The organism is Falsiroseomonas frigidaquae (assembly GCF_012163145.1).
In the GTDB taxonomy this organism is placed as follows: domain Bacteria; phylum Pseudomonadota; class Alphaproteobacteria; order Acetobacterales; family Acetobacteraceae; genus Falsiroseomonas; species Falsiroseomonas frigidaquae.
In genome coordinates, this window is record NZ_JAAVTX010000001.1 from 14,641 (window position 1) to 30,972 (window position 16,332).

A 16,332-nucleotide genomic window follows, 5' to 3' on the forward strand; every position below is an offset into this window, starting at 1 on the left:
GATCGGCGCATGGCCGGCCTGCCGCCCCCAGGGCAAGTGCCTGAGTAGACAGTGTCGGTATGCCTGCGTGGCGTTGCAGCGGCGCAGGTAACCGCCCGGGCCACGGCCCCTGGGTCACCAAGGTCGCATGCTGATGGCGGAGGAGTTCCCAGGGCCGTCCGAATGGCGGTCGCGGCCAACCGCGGGCTGCGAAACGAGACGCACCCGCGCCGTCAAGCCCTGAAGGGTCGCGGCATCCTGCGCGAATCCGCACGACCGGCACCACCGCCAGCGCGAACAGGCTGCGCTGCGGCATCGCGCCCCACGAGTCCGGCGAGAAGGCCGGAGGCATAGGCGATCCGCGGACATCCCAGGCAGACAGCTGTCATTAATAAATCTCCCATACTTGTGATCAACCAGATCGACCTGCACGGAGATTTGTTCATGATTCCTGTCGGGACGCGCGATCGCCGATTGCTGGCATTCGGGATCGAAAGCCAGCATCTTCAGTGCCTCAGGTTGCACGCTGCCTCCACGCGCCGCCTTCTGCCCGCTGTGCTGCTTCAAAGCGCCGCATCGTTCGTGCAGTGGCCGGAGATTCACACGGCCCTTCAGGTGCCTGCGGTCAGCGACGTCCGTTCCCAGCACTGGATGCGGGTCGTCGGAGGCGAAGTGGAAGATGGCTTCGCCGCATCGGCTCGAAGCCTGGCGACCGCCTTCTATGATCACGGCGTGCCAGGCTACGCAATGGCCATCTGCCATTCCGCCGTGACCAGCGGCATCGCCGCGACGCTCACCAGCGCGCCCATTCGAAGCTGGCCGTTCGGACGAGGCAGCGGGGATTTCAAAGGCGTCCCGCTGCTCGCGGAGGCGCTCGGCAAGGTGGCCTGGCTCGACCTGGAGGTTCTCCTCGAGACCTATGCGGAGGTGGAAAAGGCACGCCGGGAGTCGGCCCAGCGCCAGATCAAGCATTTCCAGCATCGCATCCAGTCGGTCGCCAAGACGGTCGGATCCTGCGCGACGTCTGTCGAGCAGAATGCGAAGACCCTTTCCTGGTCCGTACACCAGACAAGCCAGAAGGCCACCGACGCCCGCGACGCGTCGGTGGAGGCCTCGGAGAACGTCCGTTCGGTGGTCGGCGCAGCCGAGCATCTCTCGGCCACCATCGGCGAAGTTGCGCAATAGGTGACATTGGCTACGAACGTCGCAGTTCAGGCCAACAGCAGCGCGAAGGCAGCGGAGAGCCGCATCCACTCGCTCCGCGACTCGGCCGAGCGCATCGGCCGCGTCGTCGTGTTGATCGAGGCGATCGCATCCCAGACCAACCTTCTCGCCCTGAACGCGACCATCGAGGCTGCCCGCGCGGGTGATGCGGGCAAGAGCTTTGCGGTCGTCGCCAATGAGGTGAAGGTGCTGGCCACCCAGACCGCCCGGGCGACCAGGGAGATCGCAGATCAGATCTCCGCAATCCAGTCGACAACGCGAGAGGTCGTCTCGGCCGTGGCTGAGATCGGCACCGTGATCGGCGAGATGGACGGCATATCAGGCGCCATCGCGATCTCGGTCGAGCAGCAACGATCGGCGACCCTGGGAATCGCCGACCATGTCGGTCGCGTCGCCAGCAATGCCCGTCAGGTCGCCGACGATATCGGCAGCGTGAGCGATGCGGCCGTGCAGTCAGGCAGTGCAGCCAGCGGGATGCTCGGCATCGCATCGGATCTGGCAGGCCAGGCGGCACAACTCGATCAGGCGGTGTCGGAACTGCTGGCGCAAAGCCAGGCGGCCTGAGGCAAGGGAAGTCCGCAGATGGATAGCTGCATATGTGATGCGCTCGATTGGCAGCATGCGGTCGCCGACCGAAGCGTCGTCGACGCAATCTCCCGCTCCATGGCGCTTGTCGAGTTCACGCTCGATGGCACCGTCATCTCCGCCAACGAGAATTTTCTGCGGCTGATGGGGTATCGCGCCGCGGAGGTCCAGGGACACCCACACACCATGTTTCTGGATCCCGCCCAGATCCATGCCGCGGAGTATGCGGCGTTCTGGAACAGGTTGCGGCTGGGCGAATTCATCCAGGCGGAGTTCTGCCGCCGGGCCAAGGACGGCCGCGAAGTCTGGCTGCAGGCCAGCTACAATCCTGTTCTGGATGCGGCAGGCCAGCCCTACAAGGTGGTGAAGATGGCGACCGATGTCACGCTGGAACGCCAAAGCGCCGCCGGCTATCGCGGCATGGTCGAGGCGATCTCCCGCTCCACCGGCCTGGTGGAGTTCACCCTCGACGGCACCATCGTCTGCGCGAACAGCATATTCCTCGAGACGATGGGCTACAGTGAGTCTGAGATCCGCGGCCGGCATCACCGCCTTTTCGTCGACCCGGCCGAGGCGGCCGCGCCCGCCTACAACTCCCTCTGGGATCGGCTGCGGGCCGGCGAGTTCGTGCAGACGGAATTCCGGCGCCTGGGCAAGGGCGGGCGCGAAGTCTGGCTTCAGGCCAGCTACAATCCCATCTTCGATGCGGCCGGCCACCCGCAGAAGGTGATGAAGATCGCCACGGACGTGACCGCCGACCGGCAGGGGGCCGCGGACCACCGTGGCATCATCGAGGCGATTTCACGCTCTACCGCGCTCATCGAGTTTCAACCCAATGGAACCATCATCTCGGCCAACGACAAGCTGCTCAAGCTGCTGGGGTATGAATTCTCGGAGGTGCGCGGCCGGCATCACCGCATGCTGATCGATCCCGTCGAGGCCGCCACGCCCGAATATGCCGCATTCTGGGACCGCCTTCGGGCGGGCGAATTCGTCCAGCGCGAATTCCGGCGCCTGGCCAAGGGCGGACAGGAAGTCTGGCTGCAGGCCAGCTACAACCCGATTTTCGACGCAGCAGGCAGGACGCACAAGATCCTGAAGATCGCCACGGACATCACCGACACGGTGCATCAGCGGCAGTCGACGGCCCGGCTGGCGTCGCTGGATGCCCTGACCGGGCTTGCCAACCGCCGCAGCTTCGATGATCGACTGCATCAGGAATGCCGCCGGCTGACCCGCTCCCATTCCTCGCTTTCGCTTGTCCTGATCGATGTCGACCGCTTCAAGAACTACAACGATCTCTATGGCCATCCCAAAGGCGATCGCTGCCTGGGCATGGTTGCCGAAGCGCTTCGCCGCGGCCTGCAACGGTCGTCCGACTTCGTCGCGCGCTATGGCGGCGAGGAGTTCGCCATGATCCTGCCGGATACCGATACGCTCGGCGCGGTGGATCTCGCGGAGCGCGTGCGTGGCGTCATCGAGCGCCTGGACCTGCTGCATGCCGGCAACCCGCCTTTCGGGATGGTCACGGCGAGCATCGGCGTTGCCACGTCGCACGCATTCGAAGCGATGGAGGACATCAGCCAGATCCTGCTGCAGCGGGCCGATGCTGCCCTTTACCGAGCCAAGGATGGCGGCCGCAACCGCGTCTGCGGCAGTACCGGCGAGCATCCAGACCAGGCAGCGAAGGGCTCTGAGATCCAGGCCCTGACGGAATTGCGGCCCGGATGACGGTGGCACGCCCCGCTTCCGGATCGGGCAGCCTCGCTTCCCTGCCGTAAACGGCTCAGGTCTTGCACCACATCCGCATCAGGTTGTGGTAGCAGGCGGTCAGGCCCAGCACGCTGGGATGGTCATCAGGCACCGCCATCCGCATCTGGATGATCGACATGTCCATCTCGAACATCAGGCGGCGCTGCCGGTCGTCGTCGATCATCGACTGGGTCCAGAAGAAGGACGCCCACCGGCTGCCGCGCGTCACCGGGTTGACGCGGTGCAGGCTGGTCGCCGGGTAGATCACCATGTCACCGGCCGGCAGCTTCACGGACTGCGCGCCATAGGTGTCCTCGACCACCAGCTCGCCGCCCTCATATTCCTCGGGCGGCGTGAGAAACAGCGTGGAGGACACGTCCGTCCGCATGCGGCCGCCGCCCGGCAGGGCACGTATCGCGTTGTCGACATGGGTGTCGAAGGTCATGCCCACATCGTAGCGGTTGAACATCGGCGGATAGACGCGCAGCGGCAGCACGGCGGAGGCAAACAGCGGGCTGCGGTTGATCGCCCGCAGCACCACCTCCCCCAATTGGCGCGAGGCGGCGGAGTTTTCCGGCACCTGCAGGTTGAGCTTCACCTTGGCGGATTGCTCGCCCGCGGTGGCGCGGCCATCCACCCAATCGGCGCTTTCCAGCCTCTGCCGGCACTGTGCGACCTCCTCGGCCGTCAGCACGTTCGGGATATGCACCAGCATCGCGATTCTCCTCCGCTGCCGCAGCCTATTCCGCCGCCGGCGTGGGGCCGGCAAGCGGAAAGGCGGCGCCGGGCCGCGCGGCCCGGTGGCCCTGGACCCGTGCGATCAGAAGTTGGTGGACAGCGTCATGGTGACCGCCCGCCCGGTCCCCAGCGCGGCGCGGCCGCTGGAGACGTGGGTGTAGTTGCGGTGGTCGGTCAGGTTGTAGCCGTTCACGCGCAGCAGCAGGTTCTGGTTGAGGCGGTGTGAAACGAAGGCGTCGAGCGAGAAGCTCTCCGGCACTTCCTGGCTGTTGGCGGCATTCAGGAAGATCCGGCTCGCCCAGGTGACACCGCCGCCGACCGTCAGGTTCAGCTTCTGGCCCTGGTTGAATTCATAGGCGGTCCACAGCGCGGCCGATTGCTCCGGCACCAGCTGGATCGGCTTGCCGACATTGGCGGGCGTGGTGGAACGCGTCGTCTCGCTGTCGGTGTAGCTGTAGCGCGCATTCAGCGTCCAGGCGGGGGTGATGCTGCCGGTCGCGCCGATGTCGATGCCGCGCACTTCCTGCCGGTCGCCCGATGTGAAGGTGGCGCCGGTCAGCGCATCGGTCTCCGTCGCGTTGTTCTTGGTGATCTGGTAGGCGGCCGCGCTCAGGCCCAGCCTTCCGCCGAGGAAGGCACCGCGTGCGCCGATCTCGTAGATGTCGTTCCGCTCCGGCTCGAGCTGGGTGTTGTTGACATTGGCCTGGCCCGGCTGCGTGGCGAAGTTGGAGCCCGGCGCGAAGGAGGACTGCGCGTAGGAGAAGTAGAAGGTGTAGTCGCGCGTCGGCTCCCAGATCACGGCGCCGCGCGGATCGACGAAGCTGTTGTCGGCATTCAGCTCGGTCGGTGACACGCCCGGGCCGAAGGCCTGATAGTCCGTCTGGAAGCGGTTCCAGCGTACGCCGCCAAGGACGGAGAGTTGCGGCGTCAGCCACAGCCGTTCGCTGGCGAAGACGCCGACGGCGGTGGTCTGCGCGCGGCGCGTGGCATTCGCCGCGGTCGAGCGCGTGTAGCTGTAGGAGGTATCGTTGTCGGGCTCGAAGAAGTTGCCGCGGAAGGCCGATCGGTCGGCGCCGTAGCTGTAGCCGGTGCGCTCGAAATCCTCGTACCAGCCATCTACGCCCACCGTCGCCTCATGCCGCAGCGAGCCGGTGTTGAAGCGCGCCACCGCGGTGGTCACGTTCTGCACGCCCCAGGTGCTGGAATCATAGGGCGATCCCGCGCCGGAGTAGGTGTATCCGGGCGTTCCGGTACGATTGAAGAAGCCGGTCGCACAATCCGCGGTGCAGCCGATGATGCTGTAGCTGAAGGACCGGTCCTGGATGCCCGCGCGCGTGTCGTTGTAGATGGTCAGCCAGTCCGTCGCCCGGTGTTGCAGGCGCGCGGTGAGGCGGTCCACCGTCGTCTTGTCGCGGTCATTCGGCGTGCCGAGCCAGGTGCGGCGGTCCAGGCCATACTCCGTGATCGGGCGGCCGACGGTGGCGCCGGGGCGCGTCAGGACCGGCACGCCGGTGTCGGTCGGCTCGTCATACTGGTAGTGCAGGTATTCCAGCGTGAAGGTGGTGTCGGTGCCCAGGCCGAAGGCGATGGAGGGCGCGATGCCCCAGCGCTCGCCCCACGGCATGTCCCGGCCGGCGAGCCGCGAAGTCTGGCCCATCAGGTTCAGGCGCACCGCCGCCGTGTCGCTGATCTGGTAGTTGCCATCGACGGTCGAGCGGAAGAACGGCCCCATGCCGGCGGTGGCATCTGCGTTGAAGGAATTGCCGAGGCGCGCGGTGCGGCTCACCACGTTCACCGTGCCTCCCGCGGAACCGGCGCCGAAGGTCTGGCCGGACGGGCCGAGCAGCGCCTGGACTTCCTCGAAGGTGAAGGCATCGCGGCGGAAGGTGCCGAAATCACGCAGGCCGTCCACATACAGGTCGTTCTGCGCGTTGAAGCCGCGGATGCGGATCTGGTCGCCATTGACGCCGCCATTGCCCTCACCGACCGAGGAGGTGATGCCGGGCACGTTGCGCAGTGCCTGCTCCAGCGTGGTCACGTTCTGCTGCTGCAGCACTTCCCGCGGCACCACCTGGATGGTCTGCGGAATGCTCTGGATCGGCCCTGACAGGCGGCCGAGGCCGGTCTCGCCGCGCAGCGTATTTTCCGGCCGGTCGCCGACCACGCTGATCCCCGGCAGGCGCACCGCCTGGCTGGCTTCCGGCTCGGCCTGCGCCTGCGGCGAGGTCGCGGTCTGGGCCGAGGCGCCGCCACCCAGCATCATGCCCGCCGCGAGGCTGGCACCGAAGGCCGTGTTGGATACGATCATGCGCAAGGTGGGCTTGGCGGTCATCACTCAACTCCCCTGAGTCGCGGGGCGCGGATGCACTCCCGACGGGCGGGCGGAGCATTCATGCAATTAAGAGTCATTCGCAAGGACACTTCGTAACACGACGCCGCTTCAGGGCGCGGACCGGCGCGGGTGTGACATTCCAGCAACGTCGAAGCGCCGCATCCTGCTAGCGGCCCGTCCAGATGATGCGCGGGCCGATATCGCCCAGCGCGCGGCAGCCGGTCAGCGCCATCGCCACCTCGAACTCGCCGCGCAGGATCTGCACCGCATGCGCGACCCCGGCGGGGCCCGCCACCGCCAGGGCGAAGACATAGGGCCGGCCGATCATCACCGCCGCGGCACCCAGCGCCAGCGCCTTCAGCACGTCGGTGCCCCGGCGGATGCCGCCATCCACGATCAGCGGAACTTGCCCGCGGACGGCGGCGGCGATCGCCGGCAGGATCTCGATGGTCGCGGGCTGCGAATCCAGCACCCGCCCGCCATGGTTGGAGACGATCAGCCCATCCGCCCCTTCCCGGATGGCGCGTTCCGCATCCTCCGGCGCCGTGATTCCCTTGACCAGCAGCGGCAGCTTCGTCGTCGCGCGCAGCCGGGCGAAATCTTCCCAGCGCGCGCCGCTGTCGATGAAGCCGCCGAACACCAGGCTTTCCCCCAGCCCTGCACGCGGCATCGGCCCGGGCCGCGCGCCGCGCAGATGTACGGCCTCCCCCAGCAGCGCGGGCGTCACGCCGGCGCGCTGTTCGCGGTTGCGGAAGCCGCTGACCGGCGCGTCAGCGGTCACGACGATGGCCTGCGCCCCCGCCCGTTCCGCGCGCGCCAGCAGCGCCCGGGTGAAGTCGCGGTCATGTTGCATGTAGAGCTGGAACCAGAAGCGCCCCCTGGCCGCAGCGGCGATCTCCTCGACCGGGCAATCGGCCTCCGTGCTGACAACCAGGCAGGCCCGCGCGCCGGCCGCGCCGACGGCGGTGGCGATCTCTGCCTGCGGGCAGGCCAGGCGCTGATGCGCCACCGGGGCGAGCAGGATTGGGTGCTCGAAATGCGCGCCGAACAGCGTCTGCCCGGTGCCGCCACCGCGCAGATCCGCCAGCACGCGGCCCTGGAGCCGGATCGCGTCATAGGCCGCGCGGTTGTGACGCAGGGTCAGCTCATCCGCCGCGCCACCGGCGACATAGGCCCAGGCCGCGGCCGTCATCCGCGTCTCGGCATGGCGTTCGTAATCGGCGAGCGAGACGGCATCCGCCGGGATCTGGAAGGCGTCGGACATGGCGCATCCTTAATGTCGGCGCGTCCGGCGGACCGGCGGAACCCATGGCTTTGTGCTTGCCGATCCGGCCAACTGCAAGTAGCACGCATTATTATTCGCATTACCCGGTGACCTGCCCCGTGGACACCCCGCTTCCTGCCCTGCTTGCACGCCACGAGGCCGAGCTGACGGAAATCCGTCACGACCTGCACCGTCACCCCGAACTCGGCTTCCAGGAAAGCCGCACCGCGGCGCTGGTCGCGGCGAAGCTGCGCGGCTGGGGCATTGCGGTGACGGAGGGCATCGCCCGCACCGGCGTGGTCGGCACCCTGCATGGCCGGCGCGGCCCCGGCGGGGGGAGGATCGGCGCCATCGCGCTGCGCGCCGACATGGACGCCCTGCCGATCCAGGAGGCGACGGGTGCCGCCCATGCCTCCGCCACGCCCGGGGTGATGCATGCCTGCGGGCATGACGGGCACACCGCCATGCTGCTGGGCGCGGCGCGCCACCTGGCGGAGCATCCGGATTTCCACGGCACCGTGCATTTCATCTTCCAGCCGGCCGAGGAAGGCCTGGCCGGTGGCCGGCTGATGATCGAGGAAGGCCTGTTCGATCGCTTCCCCGCCGATGCCGTCTTCGGCCTGCACAACGAGCCGGGCCTGGCGCTGGGCCGCTTCGGGCTGCGCGCCGGGCCGATGCTGGCCAATGTCGATGGCTGGTCGGTGCGCTTCCGCGGCACCGGCGGCCATGGCGCCGTGCCACACCGCGCCACAGACCCAACCCAGCCCATGGCGCAGTTCATCGGCACGCTGCAGAGCGTGATCGGCCGCAACATCCCGGCCGGCCAGACCGCCGTGCTCAGCATCGGCCACGTTGCCGGCGGCGATGCGCGGGCGCCGAATGTGATCCCCGCGGAGGTCTTCGTCTCCGGCACCGGCCGTTCCTTCCTGCCCGCGGCGCGGGAGGTGATGGAACGCCGGCTGCGCGAACTCGCCGCCGGCTGCGCCATGGCGCATGGCTGCACGGTGGAGGTCGACTACCAGCACGGCTATCCGGCCCTGGTGAACACGCCGGCGGAGGTCCGGCTGGCCGCCCGCGCCGCCGCGGCGGTGGCGGGGCGCGATGCGGTGGATGACAATTATCCGCCGATCACCGCCGGCGAGGATTTCGCCTATATGCTGCAGCAGCGGCCCGGCGCCTTCATGCTGGCGGGCAACGGCTTCGCGCCGGATGGCAGCTACCACCACGTCCACACGCCGCATTTCGACTTCAATGACCGGCTGCTGCCGCTCGGCGCGGCCTACTGGGTCAGCCTGGTCGCGCACGCCCTGGGCGATGCGATGCGCGAGGGATGACGGAGGGCACCCCGGCGGAGGACACTCCGGCCGCGCGCGACCCGGTCCTGCCGGTGCTGATGGTGGCGGTGTTCTGCGGCAGCCTGGCGATGATGGCCTTCGTGGCGCTGATCGGCCCGGTGGCGCGCGTCGCCGGGTTGCAGCCCTGGCAGGCCGGGCTGGCCGTCACAGCATCCGGCGTCGCCTGGATGCTGGGCGCGCGGCCCTGGGGGCGGGCGAGCGACCGCCATGGCCGTCGCGCCGTGCTGCTGGCCGGCGCGCTCGGCTTCACCCTGGCCTATTGGGCGCTGTGCCTGTTCATCGATGCGATGCTGCGCTGGCAGGTGCCGGTGACGCTCGCCTTCCTCGGCCTGGTGGCCGGGCGGGCGCTGGTCGGCGGCGCCTATGCCGCCATCCCGGCCGCCGGCATGGCGCTGATCGCGGACCGTACCGAACCCGCAAAGCGGGCCCAGGCGATGGCGCGGCTCGGCACCGGCAGCGGTGCCGGGCTGGTCGCCGGCCCGGCGCTGGCCGCGCTGCTGGTGCCCTATGGGCTGAGCGTGCCGCTGATCGCCACCGCCGCGCTGCCGCTGCTCGCCTGCCTCGCCTTGTGGTGGCTGATCCCCGCCACGCCGCCGAAGCCGAGCCCGCCCCGGCGGCGGCTGAAGCTGACCGACCGCCGGCTGCGCCAGCCACTGGCGATCGGCTTCAGCGCCATGTTCAGCGTCTCCATCGCGCAGGTCAGCATCGGCTTCTTTGCGATGGACCGGCTAGGCCTGCCGCCGGAGGATGCGGCGCGTGCAGCCGGCACCGCGCTGATGATGGTGGGCATCGCGCTGGTGCTGTCGCAATCCGTGGCGGCGCGCTGGCGCATCGCGCCGGAGCGGATGATCCGCCTGGGCGCGCTGGCGGCGGCGCTGGGCTTCGGCAGCGTGGTGCTGGCAAGCCAGGCCTGGATGCTCGCCGCCTGCTACTTCGTCGCAGCGCTCGGCATGGGCTGGGTCTTCCCGGCCTTCTCGGCGATGACCGCCAATGCGGTGGAGCCCGGCGAGCAGGGTGCGGCGGCGGGCGCGGCGGGGGCGGCGCAGGGCCTCGGCATGGTGGTCGGGCCGGTGGCGGGCACGCTGCTTTATGCGGTGGCGCCGGCGCTGCCCTATGTGCTCGCCAGCGCGCTGCTGCTCGGCGTCTCACTGCCGCTGTGGCGGCAGGCGCGCGACCCGCTTGCCGTTCCGTCCGCGTGATATATAATGATTATTATTCGCATCTGCTGACGCACGCGCCGCCAGATGCTCTCTCTGCCCCTCGGGCAGGCGCCGTTTGGACGGGTGATCTGCCGTGCTCCCACTGAAACAGGTCTGGCCCGCCGAAGCCGCCACCCGCTACCGGGCCGCCGGCCACTGGCGGGGCGAGACCTTCCCCGGCTTCCTGCGCCAACGCGCCGCCGCGCATCCCGGCGCCCTTGCCATCATCGGCGGCACGCAGCGCTGGAGCTACGCCGAGCTGCAGGCCCGCGCCGAGGCCGCCGCCGCCGGCTTTTTGGCGCTCGGCCTGCGACCGGGCGACCGCGTGGTCGTGCAGCTGGGGAACATCCCCGAATTCTTCACGGCGGTGTTCGGCCTGTTCCGCGCCCAGATGGTCCCGGTCTATGCGCTGCCGGCGCATCGCCAGACGGAGATCAGCCACTTCCTCCGCAAATCCGAGGCTGCCGGCTATATCTGCGCCGATCGCGGCCCGGATGGCTTCGACTACCGCGCACTGGCGCGGGACCTGCGCGCGGCCGTCCCCGCGCTGCGCCATGCGGTGGTGGTGGGCGATGCAGCGGAGTTCACGCCCTTCGAGCAGCTCGATGGCAACCGTGCCGCGCTGCCGGGCGACCCGGACCCTGCCGCCGTCGCCTTCCTGCAGATATCCGGCGGCACCACGGGCCTGTCGAAGCTGATCCCGCGCACGCATGACGACTACATCTACAGCTTCCGCGCCAGCAACGAGATCTGCGGCGTCACGCAGGACAGCGTGCACCTGATCGCCCTGCCGGCGGCGCACAACTTCCCGATGAGCTCGCCCGGCCACATGGGCACGCTGCATGCCGGCGGCCGCGTGGTGCTCAGCCCCTCCCCCGCGCCCGATGTCGCCTTCCCGCTGATCGCGCGGGAACGGGTGACCATCAGCGGCCTGGTGCCGCCGCTGGCGCTGCTATGGGCCGAGGCGGCGCCACGCACGCCGCACGACCTGTCGAGCCTGGAGGTGCTGCTGGTCGGCGGCGCCAAGCTGACCCCGGAAGCGGCGCGGCGGGTGCAGGATGCGCTGCCCTGCAAGCTGCAACAGGTGTTCGGCATGGCCGAGGGCCTGGTGAACTACACGCGCCTGGACGATCCCGATGCGCTCGTGCTGGAAACCCAGGGCCGGCCGATCAGCGCGGATGACGAGGTGCTGATCCTGGACGATCTGGGCCGCCCCGTGCCGGAAGGCGAGGCCGGGCACCTGCTGGCGCGCGGGCCCTACACCATCCGCGGCTACCACAATGACGAGGCCGCCAATGCGCGGTCCTTCACGCCGGATGGATTCTACCGCACCGGCGACATCGTGAAGCGAACGCCGGAGGGCTACCTGGTGGTGCAGGGCCGCGCCGGCGACCACATCAACCGCGCCGGCGAGAAGATCTCCGCCGAGGAGATCGAGGATCATCTCCTCGCCCATCCCAACGTCTTCGACGCGGCGGTGGTCTCCGTACCGGATGAATTCCTCGGCGAGCGGAGCTGCGCCTTCATCATCCCGCGTGGCGACAAGCCGCGCGCCGTGGCGCTGAAGACCTGGATGCGCGGCCGCGCCATCGCGGAGTTCAAGGTTCCCGACCAGATCGTTCTGGTCGAGGCCTTCGAGACCACGGCCGCCGGCAAGATCAGCCGCAAGGAATTGCGCGCCCGCCTGCGCGCCCGGCTGCTGGCCGAGGAATCCGGGCAGCAAGCGGATTGAGGGAGTGTGCCCCGTGATGCAGGCGAAGCGGCCCTGGACGCATGCGCGCATGCGCGCCGACCTGGCTCGCGCGGTACGGATTCCGCCCGATGAGCTGGAGGACGGCGACAACCTGATCGACCTCGGCCTGGATTCCATGCGCGCGATGACCCTGCTGACCCGCTGGGCGGAGGATGGGCTGCAGCTGGAACTCGCCGCCGTGGCCGAGAAGACGACGCTCGGCGCCTGGTGGTCGCTGGCGGAGCGGGCGCTGCAACGCGATGCCTGACCACGCCGCGTCCGTGGGCCCGCCGCTGACGGCGGCGCAGGGGGGCCCGCCGCTGACGGCGGCGCAGGGGGGCCTGCCGCTGACGGCGGCGCAGGAGGGGCTGTGGTATGCGCAGCGGCTCGACCCCGGCAATCCGCTGTTCAACACCGGCCAGTACCTGGATCTGCGCGGTCCGCTCGACCTCGCGGCCTTCCGCGCCGCGATCGAGGGCATGGCGGCGGAGGCCGATGCGCTGGCATTCCGCGTGCAGGACAGCCCCGCCGGCGTGCGCCAGCAGATCGACGAGGCGATGCGCCCCCGGCTGGAGGTGGTGGATCTGGGCGCGGAGCCGGACCCCTTCGCCGCCGCGCGCGCCGCCATGCTGCGCGAGATGGGCTGGGCGGTGGATACGGCGCGCGGCCCGCTGGCGACGGAACGCCTGTACCGCCTCTCGCCCGAACGGCATCTGTGGTTCCACCGCGCGCACCACCTGGTGCTGGACGGCTTCGGCACGGAGTTGGTGGTGCGGCGCACCGCGGCGCTCTACGCGCATCGCCTGACCGGCGCGGACCCCGGCCCGCCACTCGAAGGCTTCGCGGCGGTGCTGGCGGAGGATGCGGCCTATCGCATCTCCCCGCGCATGGCACAGGATCGCGCCCATTGGCTGCGGCTGATGGCGGATGCGCCGGAGGTCACCGGCATCGCCGAGGGCACCGCGCTGACAGCCCGCGCCGCGCATCGGGCGGAGGCGGAGATCGGTGCCGCGACGGCGGCCGCGCTGCGGCAGGTGGCGGAGGCGCATGACCTTGCCTGGCCGGACCTGCTGACCTTCCTGCTGGGCGCCTATTGCCGCCGCCTGACCGGGGAGGCGGAGACCACCATCGGCGTCACCTTCATGAACCGCTTTGGCAGCGCCGCGGCGCGCAGCCCGGCGACGCTGATGAACGTGCTGCCGCTGCGCATCCGCGGCGACGAAGCCGCGCCGCTGCCGGTGGCGGCGGAGGATTGCGCGACGCAGCTTGCCGCGCTGCGCCGCCATGGGCGCTACCGGGGCGAGTATCTTCGCCGCGACCTCGGCCGCGTCGGTGCCGGGCGGCGGCTGCATGGGCCGATCGTCAACATCCAGCCCTACCATCGCCTGCCGGTGTTTCCGGGGCTGGATTGCAGCCTGCATCTGCTGGGCACCGGACCGGTGGATGATCTCAGCTTCGACCTGCGCGGCGATCCGGGCGCGACGGCGCTACGGCTGGATGTCGAGGCGAATCCCAACCTGTACTCGGCCGAGGAAACCGCGGCCCATGCACGCCGCGCCGCGCATTTCGTCGCGGCGGCGCTGCGCGCTGGAAGCCTCGCCGATGTCGCCACCGCGACGCCGGAGGAAGCCCGCCACTTCGTCCATGCGCTGAACGACACCGCCCAGCCGGTGCCGGAGACCACGCTGGCCGCGCTGATCTCGGCGCGCATGGCGGCGCAGCCGGAAGCGGAGGCGTTGGTCTTCGAGGGCCAGTCCATGCCCTACGGCGCGCTCGACCGCCGCAGCGCCGCCCTGGCGCAGGCGCTGGCCCAGCGCGGCATCGGCCCGGGCGACCTGGTGGCGGTCGCGCTCGACCGGTCGCTGGAATTGCTGGTGGCCCTGGTGGCGGTGCTGCGCGCCGGCGCCGCCTACCTGCCGCTCGACCCCACGCACCCCGCCGAGCGACAGGCCCGCATCCTCGCCACCGCCCGGCCGCGCCTGGCCCTGGCGGAGGCCCCGCTGCCCGGGGAGGTCGCCCTGCTGCCGCCCGCGGCGTGGCCGCAGGACGGCGCGGCACCGGCCGGACCCGCCCCTGGCGACGCCGCCTATGTGATCTTCACCTCCGGCTCCACCGGCGAACCCAAGGGCGTGCTCGTCGAGCATCGCGCCATCGTCAACCGCCTGCTCTGGATGGGGGCGCAATACGGCATCGGCCCGCGGGACCGCATCCTGCAGAAGACGCCGGCCACCTTCGATGTCTCGGTCTGGGAATTCTTCCTGCCGCTGGTCGTGGGCGCGACCCTGGTGATCGCACCGCCCGGCGCGCATCGGGACCCGGCGGCGATCGCCCGGCTTATCCGCACGCAGCGCATCGGCACGGCGCATTTCGTACCCTCCATGCTCGCCGCCTTCCTGGCGCATCCGGACTCGCAGGGCCTGGCGCTGGCGCGGGTGTTCTGCTCGGGGGAGGCGCTGACGCCGGATCTGCGCGACCGCTTCCATGCCACCATGCAGGCGGCGCTGCACAACCTGTATGGCCCGACCGAAGCGGCGGTTGATGTCAGCTTCTGGGATGCCTCGGCCGGCGACCACAGCCGCCCGGTGCCGATCGGCCGGCCGGTGTGGAATACGCGGCTGTATGTGCTGGATGCGGCGCTGCGGCCGCTGCCGGCGGGCGTCACCGGGGAGTTGTTCATCGCGGGCGTGCAGCTGGCGCGCGGCTATCTCGGCCGGCCGGACCTGACGCAGCGCGCCTTCATCGCCGACCCCTTCCATCCGGGGCAGCGCATGTACCGCACCGGCGACCTCGCGCGCTTCCGCGCCGATGGCGCCATCCAGTATCTCGGCCGCCGCGACGGCCAGGTGAAGCTGCGCGGCTTCCGCATCGAGACCGGCGAGATCGAGGCCGCGATCGCCGCCTCCCCCATGGTGCGGCAGGCCCGCGTGGTGCTGCGGGAGGACCGTCCGGGCGACCAGCGCCTGGTCGCCTATGTGGTGCCCGGCGAGGGCTTCGATGCGGCCGCGCTGCGCGCCCTGCTGGTGGCGCGCCTGCCCGACTACATGGTGCCCGCCGCCTTCGTCGCGCTGGATTCACTGCCGGTGAACAGCAGCGGCAAGCTGGCGCGCGATGCCCTGCCCGCCCCCGGGATCACCGCCGCCAATGGACGCGCGCCGTCCAGCGCAACCGAACGCCGCCTGGCCGCGCTGTTCGCCGAGGCGCTGGGCCTGCCCGAGGTGGGGGCGGAGGAGGAATTCTTCGCGCTCGGCGGGCATTCCCTGCTGGCCGTGGAGCTGATGCAGCGGGTGCAGCAGGTGTTCGGCCGCGATCCCGGCCTGGGCGCGCTGTTCGAACATCCGAGCGTGGCGCGGCTTTCCACCCTGATCGATTCCGACCGGTTGCCGCCCTCCGATGACGGGCTGCGGCCGATCATCCGGCTCGGCCATGGCCGGGCCGGGCAGCCGCCGCTCTTCGTCGTGCATCCGGCGGGCGGCGTTTCCTGGTGCTATGGCGGGCTGGCACGCGCACTGGCCCCCGAATACAGCGTGTTCGGCGTGCAGGCGCCGTCCTTGCATGCCGAGGCAGCGCCTGCGGGGGATCTGGATGCACTGGCGGCCGACTACGCCGACCGCGTGCTGGCGCTGGGCGAACCCGGCCCCATTCATCTCGCCGGCTGGTCGGTTGGCGGCATCATCGCCCAGGCCATGGCGGTGCGGCTGCGCGAGCTGGGCCATGCGGTGGGGCTCGTCGCCCTGCTCGATGCCTATCCCTCCGACGCTTGGCGCGCCGAGCCGGAGCCGGATGACAAGGCGATCTTCACGGCCATGCTCGGCCTGGCCGGGCACCAGCCGGAGGACCATCCGGACCTGCCGATGGAACGCGGCGCGGTGATCGATTTCCTGCGCCGTGGCGGGCGGCCGCTGGGCCGGCTGCCGGAATCCGTGCTGGACGGCGTGGTGCGCGTGGTGGAGGGCAACAACCGCCTGGTGCGCGCCCACCGGCACCGCCGCTTCGACGGCACGATCACGCATTTCCGCGCCGCCCGCGACCATGCCGGGCGCAGCATCACGCCCGCCATGTGGGCGCCCCATGCCGAGCGGCTGGAGGTGATCGACGTGCAGGCGCTGCACGGCGAGATGGTGGGCGAGGCGGCGACCGCCGTGATCGCGCCCGCGCTGCGGCAGCGCCTGTGA

Annotated in this window: 11 protein-coding genes; 8 read left to right on the forward strand and 3 right to left on the reverse strand. The window is 70.2% G+C overall.

Features of this window, described 5'->3' with window-relative positions:
• The first annotated feature begins 387 nt into the window (after positions 1-387).
• Genes HB662_RS00080 through HB662_RS00090 form a run of 3 tightly spaced genes read left to right on the forward strand, consistent with a single transcriptional unit; the run spans position 388 to position 3,519 of the window.
• Positions 388-1,164: a protoglobin domain-containing protein gene (locus HB662_RS00080; RefSeq protein ID WP_168045949.1), complete on the forward strand. Its 777-nt coding sequence runs from the start codon at positions 388-390 to the stop codon at positions 1,162-1,164.
• On the forward strand, positions 1,165-1,767 hold the full coding sequence (locus HB662_RS00085; protein WP_168045951.1) for a methyl-accepting chemotaxis protein: 603 nt from the start codon (positions 1,165-1,167) through the stop codon (positions 1,765-1,767). It begins immediately after the preceding gene.
• A gap of 18 nt (positions 1,768-1,785) precedes the next feature.
• Positions 1,786-3,519, forward strand: coding sequence for a sensor domain-containing diguanylate cyclase (locus HB662_RS00090; protein WP_168045953.1), 1,734 nt, complete (start codon positions 1,786-1,788; stop codon positions 3,517-3,519).
• Positions 3,520-3,574: 55 nt separating this feature from the next.
• On the opposite strand, the gene HB662_RS00095 is transcribed toward HB662_RS00090, so the two are convergent.
• The 3 genes from HB662_RS00095 to HB662_RS00105 all read right to left on the reverse strand — a co-directional run bounded on the left by HB662_RS00095 (position 3,575) and on the right by HB662_RS00105 (position 7,874).
• A complete protein-coding gene (locus HB662_RS00095) occupies positions 3,575-4,255 on the reverse strand; it encodes a Fe2+-dependent dioxygenase (RefSeq protein WP_168045955.1) in 681 nt (226 codons plus the stop codon).
• A 105-nt stretch (positions 4,256-4,360) separates the two neighbouring features.
• A complete protein-coding gene (locus tag HB662_RS00100; protein WP_168045957.1) occupies positions 4,361-6,610 on the reverse strand; it encodes a TonB-dependent receptor in 2,250 nt (749 codons plus the stop codon).
• Between the two features lie 166 nt (positions 6,611-6,776).
• The gene (locus HB662_RS00105) at positions 6,777-7,874 is read right to left on the reverse strand and encodes an alpha-hydroxy acid oxidase (protein ID WP_168045959.1); all 1,098 of its coding nucleotides are present in this window, start codon (positions 7,872-7,874) and stop codon (positions 6,777-6,779) included.
• 119 nt (positions 7,875-7,993) lie between these two features.
• Here HB662_RS00105 and HB662_RS00110 point away from each other — a divergent pair, with 119 nt between their 5' ends.
• The 5 genes from HB662_RS00110 (at position 7,994) to HB662_RS00130 (ending at position 16,332) form a co-directional block, all read left to right on the forward strand.
• The gene (locus tag HB662_RS00110) at positions 7,994-9,208 is read left to right on the forward strand and encodes an amidohydrolase (RefSeq protein ID WP_342449409.1); all 1,215 of its coding nucleotides are present in this window, start codon (positions 7,994-7,996) and stop codon (positions 9,206-9,208) included.
• Positions 9,205-10,428, forward strand: coding sequence for an MFS transporter (locus HB662_RS00115; protein ID WP_168045963.1), 1,224 nt, complete (start codon positions 9,205-9,207; stop codon positions 10,426-10,428). Before HB662_RS00110 ends, HB662_RS00115 begins: the two co-directional genes overlap by 4 nt.
• A gap of 94 nt (positions 10,429-10,522) precedes the next feature.
• The gene (locus HB662_RS00120) at positions 10,523-12,160 is read left to right on the forward strand and encodes an AMP-binding protein (RefSeq protein ID WP_168045965.1); all 1,638 of its coding nucleotides are present in this window, start codon (positions 10,523-10,525) and stop codon (positions 12,158-12,160) included.
• 16 nt (positions 12,161-12,176) lie between these two features.
• Positions 12,177-12,428, forward strand: coding sequence for a phosphopantetheine-binding protein (locus HB662_RS00125; protein WP_168047503.1), 252 nt, complete (start codon positions 12,177-12,179; stop codon positions 12,426-12,428).
• Complete coding sequence (locus HB662_RS00130) at positions 12,421-16,332, forward strand: non-ribosomal peptide synthetase (protein WP_168045967.1); 3,912 nt, start codon at positions 12,421-12,423, stop codon at positions 16,330-16,332. The genes HB662_RS00125 and HB662_RS00130 overlap by 8 nt, the downstream gene beginning before the upstream one ends.